Raw genomic sequence first — 15,543 nt, forward strand, 5'->3', positions numbered from 1 at the left:
CCGCCAGGGAGATGCGCGCTAGCTCGCCGCGCCGCGTTGCGGGCCAACCTGCGCGCCGAGCATCCGGCTGATGCGCTCAGCATGGGTGCGCAGCGTGCGCCCCAGCGCGTGCAGGTCGTCGTCATCGAGTCCGTTCTTCAGCGTCGTCACGCTGATCGCAGCCACCCCCTCGCCGTCGCGGTTCGTAATCGCCGCGCCCACGCAAACCACGCCCAGATTGTCTTCTTCGTCGTCGAATGCGTAGCCGCGCTCGGCGACCTGGATCAGATCCTTCATCAGCTCCGCGGGTGTCAGGCGGGTGTACTCGGTGCGGCGCGGCATGCCGGTGTGCGCCAGCAGCTTGACGACCCGCGCTGGCGGCAATAGCGCGAGCAGGGATTTGCCGAGCGCCGAGCAATGCGGGAGTTCGCGTTGTCCGAGGGCGGAGGCGATCCGTACGATGCCCGGCGCCTCGACGCGGCTGATTGCGACTGCGTAGCCGTTGTCGTCGAGCACCGCAAGCCGGGACGTGAGACCGGTCGTGTCGGTCAGTTCGCGCAGAACCGGCATCGCAAGCTGGGATATGCCGACGTCCGCCGCCGCCCGGTCGCCGAGGTGCACGAGCGCAAAGCCGAGACGATATCGCCGTGAACCGCCGAGGCGTACGTCGGTGACGTAGTGGCGGGCGAGCAAGGTCTGCAATAACTCGAACGCCGTGCTCTTCGATACGCCGATTGCCGTCGCGATCTCGGCAACGGTGAGTCCCTCGTTATCGCTGCCCCCCAGCGTCTCCAGGACATCGAGCGCGCGGCTGACGCTGCGAAGCGCGTTGCGCTCTCCAATGCTTTGGTCTGTTTGTGTCATCTGTATTTCGTCTTTTATCTGAAAGCGGGCGGTCGAGCGTTTCAGCCAGCTTCGCGCTGCCAATATTGACAGTCATCAAGGTGGAAACTACCATAAATGGACCGCCGAACGCCGTTCGGCCTAGCCGAACAAAATATCTATTCGGCATACGGCGCGCCTGATTGCTGGCGTGCTTTACCCAGGTAAATGACAACAGGAGGCCGCGGGGCCGGTGACGCGCTCGGGGAATGCATGCGCGACGCCATATTCCGACGGCAAATAAAAATGGGAACAATGTCAGAACGGGGTTTGGACGATGGCGGGCAACCGAGAAAATCGGGCGCCTGGTCGTCGCAAGTCGCTCACGGCGATATTCTGCACATCAAGTCCGTAATTCAGCGATTGTCTGCACAAGACCTGAACGAGTCGCGTTTGCCGCCGGCTTATTGGCGAAAGCGCTTGCAGGAAATCATGCAAAGTCATCAATTGTCGAAAAGCCAGTTCGACGAAATCGACCGGCTACTCGCGACATTGAAGGAGTAGTGGCGTACGGTTGCCTGACGCCGAGGGCGATCGCACGCCCCCCGGCACACGGCATCGGCTCGCACGGCCGTCTTGCGAACGACTAGCAGGCAAAAAGCGAATTCGCGGCGCGTACCGATTTACGGTCAACAGCCTGCAACCGCCACTGCCATGCTGTTTCGCTGCACGCGCTGTTGTCCGACCAACTCGCATCGCCATGGCCAGAGTGGACTTCCTGCCGCTCGTTCAGGCTGAGACCGCGCATGATGCAAAGAGGCGCATCGGTTTGCGGAGCGCATAAGACCGTCTCATCGCCGGCTGCCCGGACGTCGCCCCACGAAGGCAGGTTGACACCTTCATGTGACTCGCGCGACCAGCGCTTCTGGTCGAGATCGATCCACACAAGGGCGAATTCGTGTTTGACTGCCGGGTCAGATCCATTGATCAGGATGGTCAGTCGCATGAGCACTCCGTGCAGTGCGGCTCGTTAGTGGGATCGCGGCTCGATTCGCAAGTTGTCAGTCTAGAAGTTCCCCGATGGAACGCAAGCGCATTTTCCATATATTGGGAAAGCTCCGTGGTGCGGATGCGCACATAACGCGAAGGCGCGTTCGTGCTTCCGACGCGCGTGGCTCAGCTAAATCGCGCGGGCAAATACGGCGTGGGATCGATGAACGGCGTTTCGCCGACGATTTGCTCGGCAACGAGGCGCGCCGTGACTGGCCCGAGCGTGAGTCCATGATGATTGTGACCGAACGCGAACCACAGCCCCGCATGGCGTGGCGCAGGCCCAAGCAGCGGGCGCATGTCGGGCGTACACGGGCGCAAACCCATCCACGGCGTTTCGTCCAGCCGCGAACCGAGGCCGAACACGGGACGCGCCTCGCGCTCGGCCGCGTCGAGCTGCGCGTAGTTGGGGGGACGCTCGCGCGTGGCAAGCTCGACACCCGTGGTGAGACGCAGGCCGCGCCGCATCGGCGCGACTACGTAACCGCCTTCGATATCCACCACCGGACGCACGAGCGGCGCACGCGCCTCGCTCGCGTAGTGCATGTGATAGCCGCGCTTGACCATGAGCGGCACGCGGTAGCCGAGCGGCTGCGTCACGAGATCCGACCATGGGCCGAGCGCCACGACCGCAAGCTCGGCGCTCAACGGTCCTTCTTCGGTCTGCACTCGCCAGCCCTTGCCTTCGGGCATCAGCGTGCGCGCATCGCCCTGTGCAAATGCACCGCCTTCACGCAGGAACAACTGCGCATAGCCCTTCGTCAGCGCGCCAGGATCCGCCACGCTCGCGGGATCGATCCAGTGAATCGCGCCCGCATAGCCGCCGTTGAGTGAAGGCTCCAGCGCGAGCAGGCCCGGCGCGTCGAACATCTGCACATGCAGGCCGTGTGCGTCGGCCACGCCCTGTGCCGTACGCATTTCACGCTCGAAGCCCGCGGGCGAGCGCCACGCTTCGAGCCAGCCGATGGGCCGCACGATTTCGCGCAAGCCCGCGCGCACGATCAGCGCGTCGTGCTCGGCCATGCTGCGCTTGATGAGCGGCAGCATGTCGCGCGCAGCGTGCGCGAGGCGCACCGGCGACGACTCGCGCCAGAACGACGCGAGCCAGCGCGCGTAGGCGGGCAACGAGCGCACGTCGTAGCGCAGCACGGTCGAGTCGTTGCGCACGAGGCGCAGCAGTGTGCGCCAGTCACGCGGAAAGCCATAAGGCACCACCGACGACGACTCGATCAACCCCGCATTGCCATGACTCGTTTCCTCGCCGGGCCCGCGCCGGTCGACGAGCGTGACCTGCACGCCGCGCGCCTGCAGATGCAGCGCGACGCTCACGCCCACGATTCCCGCACCGAGAACGATCGCGCTCTTGCTCATGAATCTGCTCTGAATTCCAAAGTCATCGACATCACTTCGCGACGATATCGCGGCCGAAATACTTCATCGACAGCTTCGTGAGCGTACCGTCCTGGCGCAGCGAATCGATCGCGGCGACCACCCTGGCCTTGAGCGCCGCATCGTCCTTGCGCATGCCGAAGCCCGTGCCTTCGCCGAGCGTGGTCGGGTCCTTAAGCGGCGCGCCCGCGAATTCGAAGCCCTTGCCCTGCGGTTTCGAGAGGAAACCGTCGGTGGCGGTCTGCACTTCCTGCACCGCGCCGTCCAGGCGCCCGGCCGCGAGGTCCGCGAAAATCTGGTCCTGGTTCTCGTAGGTGACGACGTTCACGCCCTGCGTGCCCCAGTGCTTGCGCACATAGTCTTCCTGCGTCGAGCCTTGCAGCACGCCAATCGACTTGCCCTTCAGGCTCGCGGCCGTGGGCTGGAGGCCCGAGGCGCGCTTCGCGACCATCTGGATCGGCATCACGTAAATGGCGGGCGTGAAGGCGATCTGCTGACGCCGCTTCTCGGTGATGTTCATGGCCGAGTTGATGACGTCGAACTTGCGAGCCTCGAGCGCGGCGATCAGGCCGTCAAAGCTGTTCTCCACCCATACGCACTTCATCTGGAGTTTCTGGCACACCGCGTTGCCGATATCGATGTCGAAGCCTTGCAGATCGCCCGAAGGCGTCTTGCTCTCGAACGGCGGATAGGACGCCTCCACCCCGAAGCGCAGCGTTTTCGGGTCCTGCGCGTGCGCCGCGCCCGCCGTCATGGCCGCCAGGCACGCGAGACTGGCCGCAGCCGCAAAGCGAATCATTTTCCTGTTCATCGTCGTCACCCAATTCGTAATAAGTGTCTGTTCAAGTGTTGCGCTTTCGTTCGGCGCCCTTTCACGAGGGCCGCGGCCGCAGGAGGAATATAGACGAAAAATAAAAATAAAGTCTAGAATGGACAAAAATGTCTACATCGCGACTCTGGAGCCCCAACATGAACGAGATGTCTCAATCCATCGCCGCGCCGCTCGTCGTCGACGCCGCCCAGGTGCGAGCCGCCCTGCCCAGCCTCGACGTGCGAGGCGAACTGGGCCGCCTGTTCGCCTCCCTCGGCCGCGGCGACGCCGTGCAGCCGCCGCAATCCCTTACGCTGTTCCCGAGGCAGGCCGGCGACTTCATCACCTATCTCGGCGTGCTCGCCGAGGCGGGCATCTTCGGCGCGAAACTCTCGCCGTACATCGTGGGCGCCGAAGGCCAGCCGCCCATCATCACCGCATGGACCGCGCTGATGTCGATGAAAACGGGCCAGCCGCTCATGTGGTGCGACGCGGCGCTGCTCACCACCGAGCGCACTGCGGGCACCACGGCGCTCGCCGTCGACCAGCTCGCGCCGCGCGAGGCGAAACGCCTTGCCGTGATCGGCTCAGGCGCGGTCGCGCTGGCGCATATTCGTCACGTTGCACCGCTTCGCGCGTGGGAGAGCATTCGCGTGTTTTCGCCGAAGCTCGCCGGCGACGCACAGCGTCAGTCCGAACTGCGCGCGCTGGACGCACGGGCAAGCGTGACGCAGACGCCCGAAGCCTGCGTGCACGACGCCGACGTGGTGATGCTGTGCACCTCATCGGGCAAGCCCGTGCTCGCGCTGGACGCGCTCACGAAACCCGCGCTCATCACCTCGATCAGCACGAACGTCGCGCACGCACATGAGATCGATCCGGCCGCGCTGCCCTCGCTCGACGTGTACTGCGACTATCGCCACACCACGCCGCAAAGCGCGGGCGAAATGGTGCTGGCCGCGCGCGAGCACGGCTGGTCGCCGGATGCGATCGCGGGCGATCTCGCGGAGCTAGCCAACGACGCGTGCCCGAGACCGGCTTACGCGCGCCATGCATTCTTCCGCTCGATCGGCCTTGGCCTCGAAGACATCGCCGTCGCGAGCGCGCTGTTTGAGCATCTGCGTAACGCGCGTTGACGCGCGGCGTCGAGTGATCGCAGTATCATCGACGTCCTTCCTGCCGCAACCCGGTTCCAGTCCGATGCCGAAACGAGAAAACGAGAACACCCGCGCGAAAAAGATCTCCAGCCCGAAGACCGCGCGCGACATGCTGCTCGCGCGCTACGCGCACGTGGCGGACAGCATCACCACGCTGTTCTTCCCGTTCGCGGAGGTCGTGATTCACGACCTCTCGGACCAGACCGTGGCGTATCTCTCGAACAATCTCTCGAAGCGCGAGATCGGCGACGACTCCGCGCTCGAAGACGTCGAGGAAACCACGCGCAACAAGCTGCTCGGCCCCTACGAGAAGGTGAACTGGGACGGCCGGCGCATGCGTTGCGTGAGCACGGCGCTGTTCGACGATGAAGGGCACGCGGCGGGTGTCATGTGTATCAACTTCAACATCGCTGCTTTCGACGACATGCAGGCCACGCTCAACCTCTTCCTGCGCGGCGCAGGCGTGATCGCACAGCCCGAGGAGCTCTTCAAGGACGACTGGCAGGAGCGCATCAACACCTTTCTGCACGGCTGGCTGCGCGAGAGGCAGATCGCGCTCAACTCGCTCACGCGCGAACACCGGCGCGAACTGGTCGAGGCGCTGCACGCCGAAGGCGCGTTCAAGGGCAAGAGTTCCGCCAATTATGTGGCGAAGGTGCTGGGCATGGGGCGCGCGACGGTCTACAAGCATCTGCGCGAAATGAAGGCGGACGCCGAATAGCGCGCAAGCCCAGGAGCCTCTGCAGCAGTCCGGCTGTCGCTACGGCTGCGAAGGCTCCTTGTTCCCGCCACCTTGGCTTTCCGGGTGGGCGGATGTGCGCGCGAAACGCAACTGATACTCGCGCGGCGAGAGACCCGTTTTGCGCTTGAACAGCACACGAAACGAACCTGGATCTGCGTAACCGACCCGGTCGCTGAGGCTTTCGAGCGCGATGGGCCGAGACTCCAGCAACTGTTTCGCCACTTCGATACGAAGATTCTGCAGATATTCGAGTGGCGCGAGGCCAGTGGCCTGCTTGAACCGGCGGTTGAGCGTGCGTTCGCTCACGGCGAGCCACGTGGCAAGCTCACTTAACCGGAACCCTTCAGCAATCGTCACCTCCATGCGCTGCTGCGCCCGGGCGACGAGGGGATCTGTGTGCCCGTGCTCGTCGACCAGCGTCGAATAGGATGCCTGATCAATACGATTGACGTCGATCAGCAAGGATCTCGCCGTCACGGCGGCAAGCTTTTCATCCGCGAGCACTTCCACGAGCCGTATCGCGAGATTGAGATATGACGTGACCGCGCCGCTGGAAAGAATGCGGTCCTGCCCGGTCAGGACCTCGCGTGCCCGAAGCTCGACGGCCGGATAACGCCGCGCGAAATCGGCCGCCTTCGCCCAGTGCGTGGTGGCGACCCGTCCGTCCAGCAGTCCCGCCTCGGCAAGCAGATAGTTGCCCGTACAGTAGGCCGCCAGCACGGCACCTGCCTTGTGCTGGCATCGCAGCGCCCTCGAGAGCTTTTCGATCTGCTCGCGGCGGCCAATGAACCCGTCCATGTCGGAGAAAAACGGTGCCGTGAGCAGGATGGCGTGCGCGCCTTTGCGGCCGTCAATCTTGCCGTCCACCGCGATGCTCTGGCCCGACGCCGCCCTCACCGGCTGCCCGTCGAGGGATTCGACGCGCCACGCGAAACGCCGCGCATCATGGCGCTCGCGTGCCCCCAGCTGATTGGCGGCGTTGAAAACGTCGATGGGGCCGGCCACGCCGGAGGCCAGAATGCCGTCGTAAACCCAGATGCGGATGGTGATCATTGGCGTGTCCGATATGCCTTTAATAATGGCGATCTTGCCACTTCCTCGCTAGCCCGTAAAGCCGCATGATTGGTGCATCCCAACACCTGATTAAAGGAGTAGCGCCATGCCCATGATCGACGCATTATGGCCCGAAGATGCCCTGACACCCGAAGCGGAAGCCCGCCTCGTCAAGGAACTCACCAATATTCTGATCGACGCGGAAGGCTACGACCCCGGCAACCGGATTGCGCAGGGCGTGACCGTGCTCTATCTCCATCGGCCTGCCGCCGTATACGTCGCCGGAGAACGCTCGGCGCTGCCGCGCTACCGCATCGTGCCCTCGGCACCGGAAGGTCAGTACACCGATGCTTCACGCAAAGCGCTCGTTCTGGCCGTTACCGAGGCCGTGGCCCGCGCCGAGAACCGTCCGTTCGAAGACGTGGCACCGCGCGTGTGGGTTTTCCCGACCGAGATTCCGGACGGCACGTGGGGCAGCCGCGGCAGCATCTGGACGTTACCCGACATTCACGCCCTGCTGGAAGGCGACGCCGAACGCGGCGTGGGGGCAGCGCGACTCGCGCGCCGACGCCGCGAAAAAGCGCGTACCACGCTCGCGGCAGCCGTCGATGCGGCGTCCACGGGTCTCCCTGATGCGTAACGGCGAAAGGCTCTTCGCAAGCGATAACGACCCTGCTTGTTTCCGCGAACCCCGGCCTTTGCAAGCCTCCTTGTCCGTTGGCGCGATGGATACAGAACGATACAAAATCCGCAAAATCGCTGCGCGCCATTCGGGTCGGCGCGCATACGTAAATCGTCTGAATGTTGCGGATGCCGGGCTAGAAACGATCCACGTCGACCACGGCCTGCGCGAACGCCTGCGGCGCTTCCTGAGGCAGGTTATGGCCGATGCCGCCCGTAATGACACGGTGCTCGTACTTCCCCGTGAACTTGCTCGCATAGGCGCTGGGCGGCACGTGTGGCGCGCCGTTCGCATCACCTTCGAGCGTGATCGTCGGCACGCCGATGGTCGGCCCCGGTACGAGCCGCGCCTCGTATTCGTCGTACTTCGCTTCACCCGGCGCAAGGCCCAAACGCCAGTGATAGTGGTGGATCGAGATGTCCACGTGGTCGGGGTTTTCGAAGGCCGCTGCGCTGCGATCGAACGTGGCGTCGTCGAACTGCCATTTCGGCGAGGCATCCGCCAGATCAGCTTCGTGAAATCGTGCGTGTACTTCTAGCCGCGCAGGTACGGAACGATCACGCGATAGCCGCGCGATGCGAGCAGCGGCGTGACATCCACGAAGCTGTGAATGTCGTTGGGCCAGCCGTGCAGCAGGATCACGGGCGGACCGTCGGCCGGACCGTCTTCGGCATAGCCGACATTGAGCAGCCCCGCATTGATCTGCTTGAGCGACGCGAAGGACGTGTGACTGCCCGGCTTGACGGGCGGCAGCGGCGCGGCCTTCGGGGCGGCAGTCTGCGCGTTCGCCGCGCCCGACGCGCCAAGCTGCGCCGCCGCGAGCATGAGAGCGCCAGTCCCCAACAACCCGCGGCGGCGCGTATCGATTTTTTCGGCCATTTTCGTCTCTCCTTTTTACGCCGTGCGCAACGGCGGGCCACGGGCAGTAAAGGTGAGCGCCCTTACATACGGCTGCTGCGTGGCTGCCCCGCATCGGTTTTGTACCGCCATGTATCTGGCCGCCGCGCAGCAACATACACATACACAAAGACGGCCTGCCCGACACGTGCGGGATACATCAGCACGCTTCAATACCTCAACCGGGCAAACCGCCCCGCTCGAACCCTGGAGTCGCGAAGCATGTCCTGCATCGAAACCGTTCCGCACGGCAGTGAACCATCGGGCAGCGTGAGCGCGCAGATCGCGCGCCACTGCCTGCTGACGCGCACCCGGCAGATCGCACGCGTGCTGACCGCCCTTTACGACGAGGCGCTGCGCCCGCTCAGTATCAACGCGTCGCAGCTTTCGCTGCTCGTGCTCGTCGCCGAGTTCGGCCCGTTGAGCCGCGCCGCGCTCGGCCGCAAGAACCATCACGACCGCACGACACTCACGCGCAACCTGCAGCCGCTCATCGCACACGGTTGGGTGTCCGACGGCCAGCCCGGTGGCGATGGCCGCAGCCGTGCGCTCTCGGTCACGCAAGCGGGCGGCGCGCTGCTTCACACCGCCGGGCCGGCGTGGACCTCCGCGCAACAGCGCGCCGCCAGCGTGCTCGGCTTAGAGGGCGCGAGCGCGCTCATGAACATCGCAGCGGATTTGCCGCCAGCCACGATCTGAATTTTTTCATCGTCAATGTTGCATATGCAACACCATCAGGAGCCTGCAATGAAAGTCGTCAAAGCCGCCGCCGTCCAGATCAGCCCCGTGCTCTACAGTCGCGAGGCAACCGTCGCCAAGGTCGTACAGAAGATTCACGAACTGGGCCGCAAGGGCGTGCAGTTCGCCACGTTCCCCGAAACCGTGGTGCCGTATTACCCGTACTTTTCCGCGGTGCAAACGCCCATGCAGTTGCTCGCGGGCACCGAGCATCTGCGGCTGCTCGAACAGTCCGTGACGGTGCCCTCGCCCGCCACGGATGCGATCGGCGAAGCGGCACGGCAAGCGGGCATGGTTGTCTCCATCGGTGTGAACGAGCGCGACGGCGGCACCATCTACAACACGCAACTGCTCTTCGACGCCGACGGCACGCTGATCCAGCGCCGCCGCAAGATCACGCCCACGCATTTCGAGCGCATGATCTGGGGCCAGGGCGACGGCTCAGGCCTGCGCGCTGTCGACAGCAAGGTGGGCCGCATTGGCCAGCTCGCCTGCTTCGAGCACAACAACCCGCTCGCGCGCTACGCGATAATCGCCGACGGCGAACAGATCCATTCGGCCATGTATCCGGGCTCGGCCTTCGGCGAAGGCTTCGCGCAACGCATGGAAATCAATATCCGCCAGCACGCGCTCGAATCCGGGGCCTTCGTCGTGAATGCGACGGCGTGGCTCGATGCCGACCAGCAGGCACAGATCATGAAGGACACGGGCTGCGCGATCGGGCCGATCTCGGGCGGCTGCTTCACCACGATCGTCGCGCCGGACGGCTCCCTGATCGGAGAACCGCTGCGCGAGGGCGAAGGCGAAGTCATCGCCGACCTCGATTTCTCGCTGATCGACCGTCGCAAGATGCTGATGGACGCGGCAGGCCACTACAACCGGCCGGAACTGCTCAGCCTGCAGATCGACCGCACGCCGGCTGCGAACGTTCATGAGCGTGTGCAGCACGCCGCTGCGGCGACGGGTAACGAAGGCGAGGAGCCACGCACGATCGTTGCCTGAGCGCGCACTGCCCGCTCCGGCTATTGCCTCCTTTAAATGTGCATATACACTACTTAGTGTTACGAATCAGGTAATCGAAATGACCACTCAAATCCAGCATGACCGTCCGATTCTCGTCACGGGTGCGGCAGGCGCAATCGGCGCCGTAGGCCGCAGCATCACCGAAAACCTGCTTGCGAAGGGACATCGCGTGCGCGCGTTGGTGCGCCGCGAGGACACACGCGCCGACGAACTGCGCCGTCTCGGCGCGCAGGTCGTGCTCGGCGATCTGACTGATCTCAATTCGATGCACCGCGCCATGGAAGGCGTCTCGCGCCTCTACTTCGGCATGTCAGTGTCGCCCGCGTATCTCGAAGCGACGATCAATACAGCGGCCGTTGCGCGCCATCACGGCGTCGAAGCGTTCGTGAACATGTCGCAGATGACCGTCTCGCAGATGAGCATCACCGAAACCACCGACAGCGGGCAGCAAAAGCAGCACTGGCTCGCCGAGCAGGCGCTCGCCTGGTCGGGTCTGCCCGTCGTCACCGTGCGGCCTACGGTTTTTCTGGAGAGCTTCTTCCTGCTTCTTGCCGCAGAGGGAGTGCGCAAGAACGACGAACTCGTGCTGCCGCTCGGCAAAGGCCGGACCTCGCCGATCTCGTCGCTCGACGTGGCGCGTGCCGTCGTGGAGATCCTCGACAATCCGGCGCCGCATATCGGCCAGGTTTATCACCTCACGGGCCTCGAGTCCTGCGATATGGAGCACTATGCGCGCCTCTTCTCCGAGCTGCTCGGCCGCACGATTCGCTACCGCGACGTGCCCGTCGAAGCATGGGCTGCGAAGCTGGGCGAGTTCGGACTATCCGCGCATATCGTCAAGCATCTCGCGGTCATGGCCGAACTGCACGCAGAAGGCCGGTACGACCGCATGACCAACGACCTGCGCAAGCTCACGGGGCAGGCGCCGATCGGCATGCGCGAGTTCGTGACGCGCCACGCCGCAGCATTTTCGAGCAGCACGGCATCGGCTTGATGCGACGCGCGTTTGCGTGCCGGGACATCCGGCTCGAATCCCGTTGGCGAGCGATGCGAGACTGCAGCGCATGCGCGCGCCAGCACGACTACGCTTGGTATTGCGAAGCATCCACGTGCGCTCTGCCTCCAATACCAGAAAAACGGAGTACATATGTCTGACGAGCTACTCATCCCATCGCCGTCGCGCCGCCGCTTCATTGGCACGGCCGCGGCTGCCGTGGCTGCAGCCTCGCTGAGCCAGCTGGCGTTTTCGCAAACCCTGCAAGGCATCACGGAAGTCAAGCCCGCACCGAACGGCGACAAGACCGCGATTCGACCGCTGCGCGTGCATGTGCCCGAAGCGCAGCTCGTGGATCTTCGACGCCGCATCAAGGCCACGCGCTGGCCCGACAAGGAGACGGTGAACGACGATTCGCAAGGCGTGCCGCTCGCCATGATGCAGGAGGTCGCCCGCCACTGGTCGACCGACTATGACTGGCGCCGCTGCGAAGCGAAGCTGAACTCGCTGCCGAATTATGTGACCGAAATCGACGGACTCGATATTCACTTCATTCATGTGCGCTCAAAGCACGAGAATGCCATGCCGCTCATCGTCACGCACGGCTGGCCGGGCTCGGTCATTGAACAGTTCAAGATCATCGACCCGCTGACCAATCCCACTGCTTACGGCGCGAGCGCTTCCGACGCCTTTCACCTGGTGATTCCGTCGCTGCCGGGCTACGGCTTCTCGGGCAGACCGACCGAGGTGGGCTGGGGTCCCGAGCGGACTGCGCGCGCGTGGGTCGTGCTGATGAAGCGCCTTGGCTACGACAAGTTTTCGGCACAAGGCGGCGACCTGGGCGGTGTCGTAGCCAACGTGATGGCCAAGCAGGCGCCGCCGGAACTGCTCGGCATTCACGTGAATTTCCCGGCGACTGTTCCGCCCGAAATCGCCAAGGCGCTGCAAGCCGGCTCGCCGCCGCCAGCGAATCTCAGCGACGACGAGAAGCACGCGTACGAGCAGCTCGCGAGCGCAGCCAAATCGCGACGCGCCTACGCGCTCGAACAGGGCACGCGCCCGCAAACGCTCTATGGGCTCTCGGATTCGCCGATCGCGCTGGCTAGTTGGCTCCTCGATCACGGCGACGGCTATATCCAGCCGGCTGCCGCGCTCACCTCGGCTGTGTACGGGCGCGACGTCAACGGAGAATCGGCGGGCGCGATGACGCGTGACGACGTACTCGACGACATCACGCTCTACTGGCTTACGAACACGGGAATCTCAGCCGCGCGCTTCTACTGGGAGTCGCATTTCAACCTTACCGCGGCCGCCGATGTATCGGTGCCGGCCGCAGTGAGCGTGTTCCCGCGCGAGAACTATCAGGCGCCCCGCAGCTGGACCGAGCGGGCCTATCACAACCTTCTCTATTACAACCGGCCCGACAAAGGCGGCCACTTTGCGGCGTGGGAACAGCCGCAACTGTTCGCGCAAGAGGTGCGAGCGGGTTTGCGACCGCTGCGTCAGCAATAGCGCGCGAGCCGTCTGTGCGACGCCGGGACGCGACTCCCGGCGGCTACCTGAAACCGAAGGAACGTCCGACATGAAATTCAACGACACTGCGCCGGTACTGGCGCCCGAAAATGCTCCGCCGCTTTGGCTGGCGAGACTGGCAGAAAATGCAACGCTGGAGGCGACCGTCCTGAAGCGTCCGATCGAAGGCCGCGCAGACATCCTTTCTGTGATCAGGCATGCCGTTTCTCTCTATGAGTTCCAGCATCACAGTTACAAGGGGGAAATCGGCAACAGCCTGTACATGGAGTCCTACCGATCGCAGATCCAGGGAGAACCCATCGAAACCGTGGTCGTCGCGCATCTGAACCAAAATGGCGAAACCGATTCGGTTGTCATCAACCATCGGCCGCTCAAGGCAGCGCTGTTATTTTCGGCACTGATGTGGGAGCGGGTAGACGAACGATTCCGCGATTACTATCTGAGCGGACCGGAAGCCGCGGCCATGAAGACGACGTAGTTCGTAAAGCAGCGGCGAGCCGAGTGCGGCCGCCGCGGCAGTCAATGCATGAAAGCAAAAGCCTGCTCGGCGAACAGAATGACCGCAACCATGACCATCGTCACGCCGGACAACTGACTCACCCTGCGGGCCGCCTTTGGCCGGGTCGTCAGAATGGCCTTCGAACCCATGCCGACGACGGGTACTGCGGCTGAGGTCGACGCTCGTGATGAAGAGCATCTTTCAGGACCGACCGCTTCCGTTGTGATCACACCGACCTTTCCCGCTTGAACGATGGCAGGGATGAACTGCAGCGAAGGCGCATCCGGCACGCGGGGGATTCATCCGCGTGATTCCTCAGAATCTCATCAGCCTGCAGCAATTGCTTCCGGCGAGCTAACGCCGTGCGCGCCCGATGGCCGAAAGCACGTGCATGGTAACCTCCCCCACGGCCAGTCTGCCGCCACAATCCCATTGCCCGCCGCAGGCCGCTTGCCGTGCAAGGCACCCGGCATGACCGGCACGCATAAGGAACAGCACATGAATTCAGGCAAATCGACAAAACGCGCGCTTCCGGGCAAGCGCGAACTCGAGGCGATGTCGGCATTCCGGTATGACCTGCGGAAGTTTCTGCGGGCTTCCGAAGAGATCGCCAACGCCGCGGGCATCACGACGCTCCAGTACCAGTTGCTGCTGCACGTGTGCGGCTTTCCCGACCGCCAGTGGGCGACCGTCGGCGAACTCGCGGAGCGATTGCAGGCGGCGCCGAACGGCACTGCGGCGCTCGTCTCCCGCTGCGAATCGGCCGGGCTCGTGACGCGCAAACCCGATCCCGCCGACCGTCGCCAGGTGCAGGTCCATCTCACGGCCAAAGGCGAGATGTTCGTGCTCGAACTCGCGGCCGAGCACAAGGCGGTCTATGGCGCGTTTGGCTGGGTGTTCGATGAGGCAGGCAGTTAGCCCTTGCCAGAGCAGCCAGGTGAGCTCTGTCGGTGGAAAAGGCAATTTATGTCACAATGTGCCTTAAGTGCTATTTTCTCCGGCCACCCATGCGATTTTCGAACATTTTTGATCGGCGCACGATTGTGCGAAGCCATCGGCGCTGGCTATATCTCGGCGTGTTCTGGCTGGGCGCCATCGCGACGGGGCTCGTCGCGGTCATGTACGCGCGGCTCATCGACTTCGGTTACGCGCTCTTTGTGCAGATGACCGCCCATTACCGGTGGCTGCCGCTTCTCATCACGCCGGCCATCGCCGCGTTCAGCGTCTGGGCCACGCGCCGCTGGTTTCCGGGTTCGGAGGGCAGCGGCATCCCGCAGGTCATTGCCACACTGCACGACGTGCGCAAATTCGGCCCGCGCCTGCTCACGCTGCGCATCCTGATCGGCAAGATCGCCCTGTCGTTCCTCGCGATCCTCGGTGGATTCACGATTGGCCGCGAAGGGCCGACCATCCACGTGGGCGCCGCGCTGATGTACAGCCTGCGGCGTTTCTACCCCGCGCGGCTGCGCAGCATGTACGGCGTCGGCCTCGAATACAAGCTCGCCCTCGCGGGCGCCGCCGCGGGCCTTTCTGCCGCGTTCAATGCGCCGCTCGCGGGCGTGGTCTTCGCCATCGAGGAACTCACGCGCAGCTTCGAGGCGCGAACGAGCGGCGTGATCATCACCGCGATCATTTTTTCGGGCGTCGTCTCCCTCGCGCTGCAAGGCAACTATGTGTATTTCGGCACGATTGCCATCGGCAGCCATTTGCCCGATCTGCTCGCCGTCGCCGTGATTCTCGTTGGCGTGATCACCGGCCTCGCGGGCGGTGTGTTCTGCTGGCTGCTGCTCAACACCGAACGATGGATGCCCGCCCGCTTGTTCGCTCTCCGAAAAGAGCGGCCCGTGGCGTTCGGCGCCGTGTGCGGTTTGTTCATCGCCGTGATCGGCGTGGCGAGCGGCGGCAATCTGTTCGGCAGCGGCTACGCGCAAGCGCGCGGCATGCTCGAAGGCCATTCGCAGCTCGGCGTGGCTTATCCCGTGCTGAAAATGGCCTCGATGGTGGGCTCGTATCTGCCAGGTACGCCGGGCGGCCTCTTTGCGCCTTCGCTGGCGATCGGCGCGGGCATCGGCAACGTGCTGCACATGGTGTTCGGGCAGATGCAGTTGCCGATGCTGATCGCGCTCGGCATGGTCGGCTATCTGGCCGCCGTCACGCAGAGCCCGATCACGGCG

At 64.1% G+C, this 15,543-nt stretch carries 17 protein-coding genes and 1 pseudogene; 11 read left to right on the plus strand and 7 right to left on the minus strand.

Annotated elements, in window-relative coordinates; all coding sequences use genetic code 11:
• Positions 1-18: 18 nt before the first annotated feature.
• Entirely contained in the window at positions 19-843 is an 825-nt protein-coding gene (locus tag M3I54_RS36315) for an IclR family transcriptional regulator (protein WP_254344497.1), read from the minus strand.
• Positions 844-1,074: 231 nt separating this feature from the next.
• On the opposite strand from M3I54_RS36315, the gene M3I54_RS36320 reads away from it, so the two are divergent.
• On the plus strand, positions 1,075-1,365 hold the full coding sequence (locus M3I54_RS36320) for a hypothetical protein (RefSeq protein ID WP_254344499.1): 291 nt from the start codon (positions 1,075-1,077) through the stop codon (positions 1,363-1,365).
• A gap of 82 nt (positions 1,366-1,447) precedes the next feature.
• On the opposite strand, the gene M3I54_RS36325 is transcribed toward M3I54_RS36320, so the two are convergent.
• The 3 genes from M3I54_RS36325 to M3I54_RS36335 form a co-directional block, all read right to left on the minus strand.
• Positions 1,448-1,807 (minus strand): DUF3564 family protein, encoded by a 360-nt coding sequence (locus M3I54_RS36325; protein ID WP_254344501.1) that lies wholly within the window; start codon positions 1,805-1,807, stop codon positions 1,448-1,450.
• Between the two features lie 170 nt (positions 1,808-1,977).
• Positions 1,978-3,222: an FAD-binding oxidoreductase gene (locus tag M3I54_RS36330; RefSeq protein ID WP_254344503.1), complete on the minus strand. Its 1,245-nt coding sequence runs from the start codon at positions 3,220-3,222 to the stop codon at positions 1,978-1,980.
• A 31-nt stretch (positions 3,223-3,253) separates the two neighbouring features.
• Positions 3,254-4,051 (minus strand): ABC transporter substrate-binding protein, encoded by a 798-nt coding sequence (locus M3I54_RS36335; RefSeq protein WP_254344505.1) that lies wholly within the window; start codon positions 4,049-4,051, stop codon positions 3,254-3,256.
• Positions 4,052-4,218: 167 nt separating this feature from the next.
• On the opposite strand from M3I54_RS36335, the gene M3I54_RS36340 reads away from it, so the two are divergent.
• Together M3I54_RS36340 and M3I54_RS36345 are read left to right on the plus strand one after the other, a co-directional pair.
• Positions 4,219-5,187, plus strand: coding sequence for an ornithine cyclodeaminase family protein (locus M3I54_RS36340; RefSeq protein ID WP_254344526.1), 969 nt, complete (start codon positions 4,219-4,221; stop codon positions 5,185-5,187).
• 130 nt (positions 5,188-5,317) lie between these two features.
• Entirely contained in the window at positions 5,318-5,929 is a 612-nt protein-coding gene (locus tag M3I54_RS36345; protein WP_254344527.1) for a PAS domain-containing protein, read from the plus strand.
• A gap of 39 nt (positions 5,930-5,968) precedes the next feature.
• Here M3I54_RS36345 and M3I54_RS36350 read toward each other — a convergent pair whose 3' ends face one another.
• A complete protein-coding gene (locus M3I54_RS36350; protein ID WP_254344508.1) occupies positions 5,969-7,003 on the minus strand; it encodes a GlxA family transcriptional regulator in 1,035 nt (344 codons plus the stop codon).
• A gap of 106 nt (positions 7,004-7,109) precedes the next feature.
• On the opposite strand from M3I54_RS36350, the gene M3I54_RS36355 reads away from it, so the two are divergent.
• The gene (locus M3I54_RS36355) at positions 7,110-7,643 is read left to right on the plus strand and encodes a Tautomerase enzyme (RefSeq protein ID WP_254344510.1); all 534 of its coding nucleotides are present in this window, start codon (positions 7,110-7,112) and stop codon (positions 7,641-7,643) included.
• A 178-nt stretch (positions 7,644-7,821) separates the two neighbouring features.
• Here the strand turns inward: M3I54_RS36355 and M3I54_RS36360 are convergent.
• Positions 7,822-8,564: pseudogene (locus tag M3I54_RS36360) on the minus strand (alpha/beta fold hydrolase).
• Between the two features lie 240 nt (positions 8,565-8,804).
• On the opposite strand from M3I54_RS36360, the gene M3I54_RS36365 reads away from it, so the two are divergent.
• The 5 genes from M3I54_RS36365 to M3I54_RS36385 all read left to right on the plus strand — a co-directional run bounded on the left by M3I54_RS36365 (position 8,805) and on the right by M3I54_RS36385 (position 13,348).
• Positions 8,805-9,281: a MarR family winged helix-turn-helix transcriptional regulator gene (locus M3I54_RS36365; protein WP_254344513.1), complete on the plus strand. Its 477-nt coding sequence runs from the start codon at positions 8,805-8,807 to the stop codon at positions 9,279-9,281.
• Between the two features lie 48 nt (positions 9,282-9,329).
• Entirely contained in the window at positions 9,330-10,322 is a 993-nt protein-coding gene (locus tag M3I54_RS36370; protein WP_254344515.1) for a carbon-nitrogen hydrolase family protein, read from the plus strand.
• A gap of 79 nt (positions 10,323-10,401) precedes the next feature.
• Positions 10,402-11,337, plus strand: a complete 936-nt coding sequence (locus M3I54_RS36375; protein WP_254344517.1) for an NAD(P)H-binding protein — start codon at positions 10,402-10,404, stop codon at positions 11,335-11,337.
• A 153-nt stretch (positions 11,338-11,490) separates the two neighbouring features.
• Positions 11,491-12,849 carry an epoxide hydrolase family protein gene (locus tag M3I54_RS36380; protein ID WP_254344519.1) on the plus strand — a complete coding sequence of 453 codons (1,359 nt, stop codon included), beginning with the start codon at positions 11,491-11,493 and terminating at the stop codon, positions 12,847-12,849.
• Between the two features lie 70 nt (positions 12,850-12,919).
• Positions 12,920-13,348 carry a hypothetical protein gene (locus tag M3I54_RS36385; RefSeq protein WP_254344521.1) on the plus strand — a complete coding sequence of 143 codons (429 nt, stop codon included), beginning with the start codon at positions 12,920-12,922 and terminating at the stop codon, positions 13,346-13,348.
• Between the two features lie 41 nt (positions 13,349-13,389).
• On the opposite strand, the gene M3I54_RS36390 is transcribed toward M3I54_RS36385, so the two are convergent.
• Positions 13,390-13,659 carry a hypothetical protein gene (locus M3I54_RS36390; protein ID WP_254344523.1) on the minus strand — a complete coding sequence of 90 codons (270 nt, stop codon included), beginning with the start codon at positions 13,657-13,659 and terminating at the stop codon, positions 13,390-13,392.
• Between the two features lie 208 nt (positions 13,660-13,867).
• Between M3I54_RS36390 and M3I54_RS36395 the strand changes: the two genes are divergently transcribed.
• Together M3I54_RS36395 and M3I54_RS36400 are read left to right on the plus strand one after the other, a co-directional pair.
• Positions 13,868-14,287, plus strand: coding sequence for a MarR family winged helix-turn-helix transcriptional regulator (locus tag M3I54_RS36395; RefSeq protein WP_254344524.1), 420 nt, complete (start codon positions 13,868-13,870; stop codon positions 14,285-14,287).
• An 89-nt stretch (positions 14,288-14,376) separates the two neighbouring features.
• Positions 14,377-15,543: chloride channel protein (locus M3I54_RS36400; protein ID WP_254344525.1), on the plus strand; the 1,167-nt coding region annotated here is incomplete at its 3' end.

Origin of the sequence: Paraburkholderia sp. CNPSo 3274 (assembly GCF_024206475.1) — a bacterium.
Lineage (GTDB): Bacteria > Pseudomonadota > Gammaproteobacteria > Burkholderiales > Burkholderiaceae > Paraburkholderia.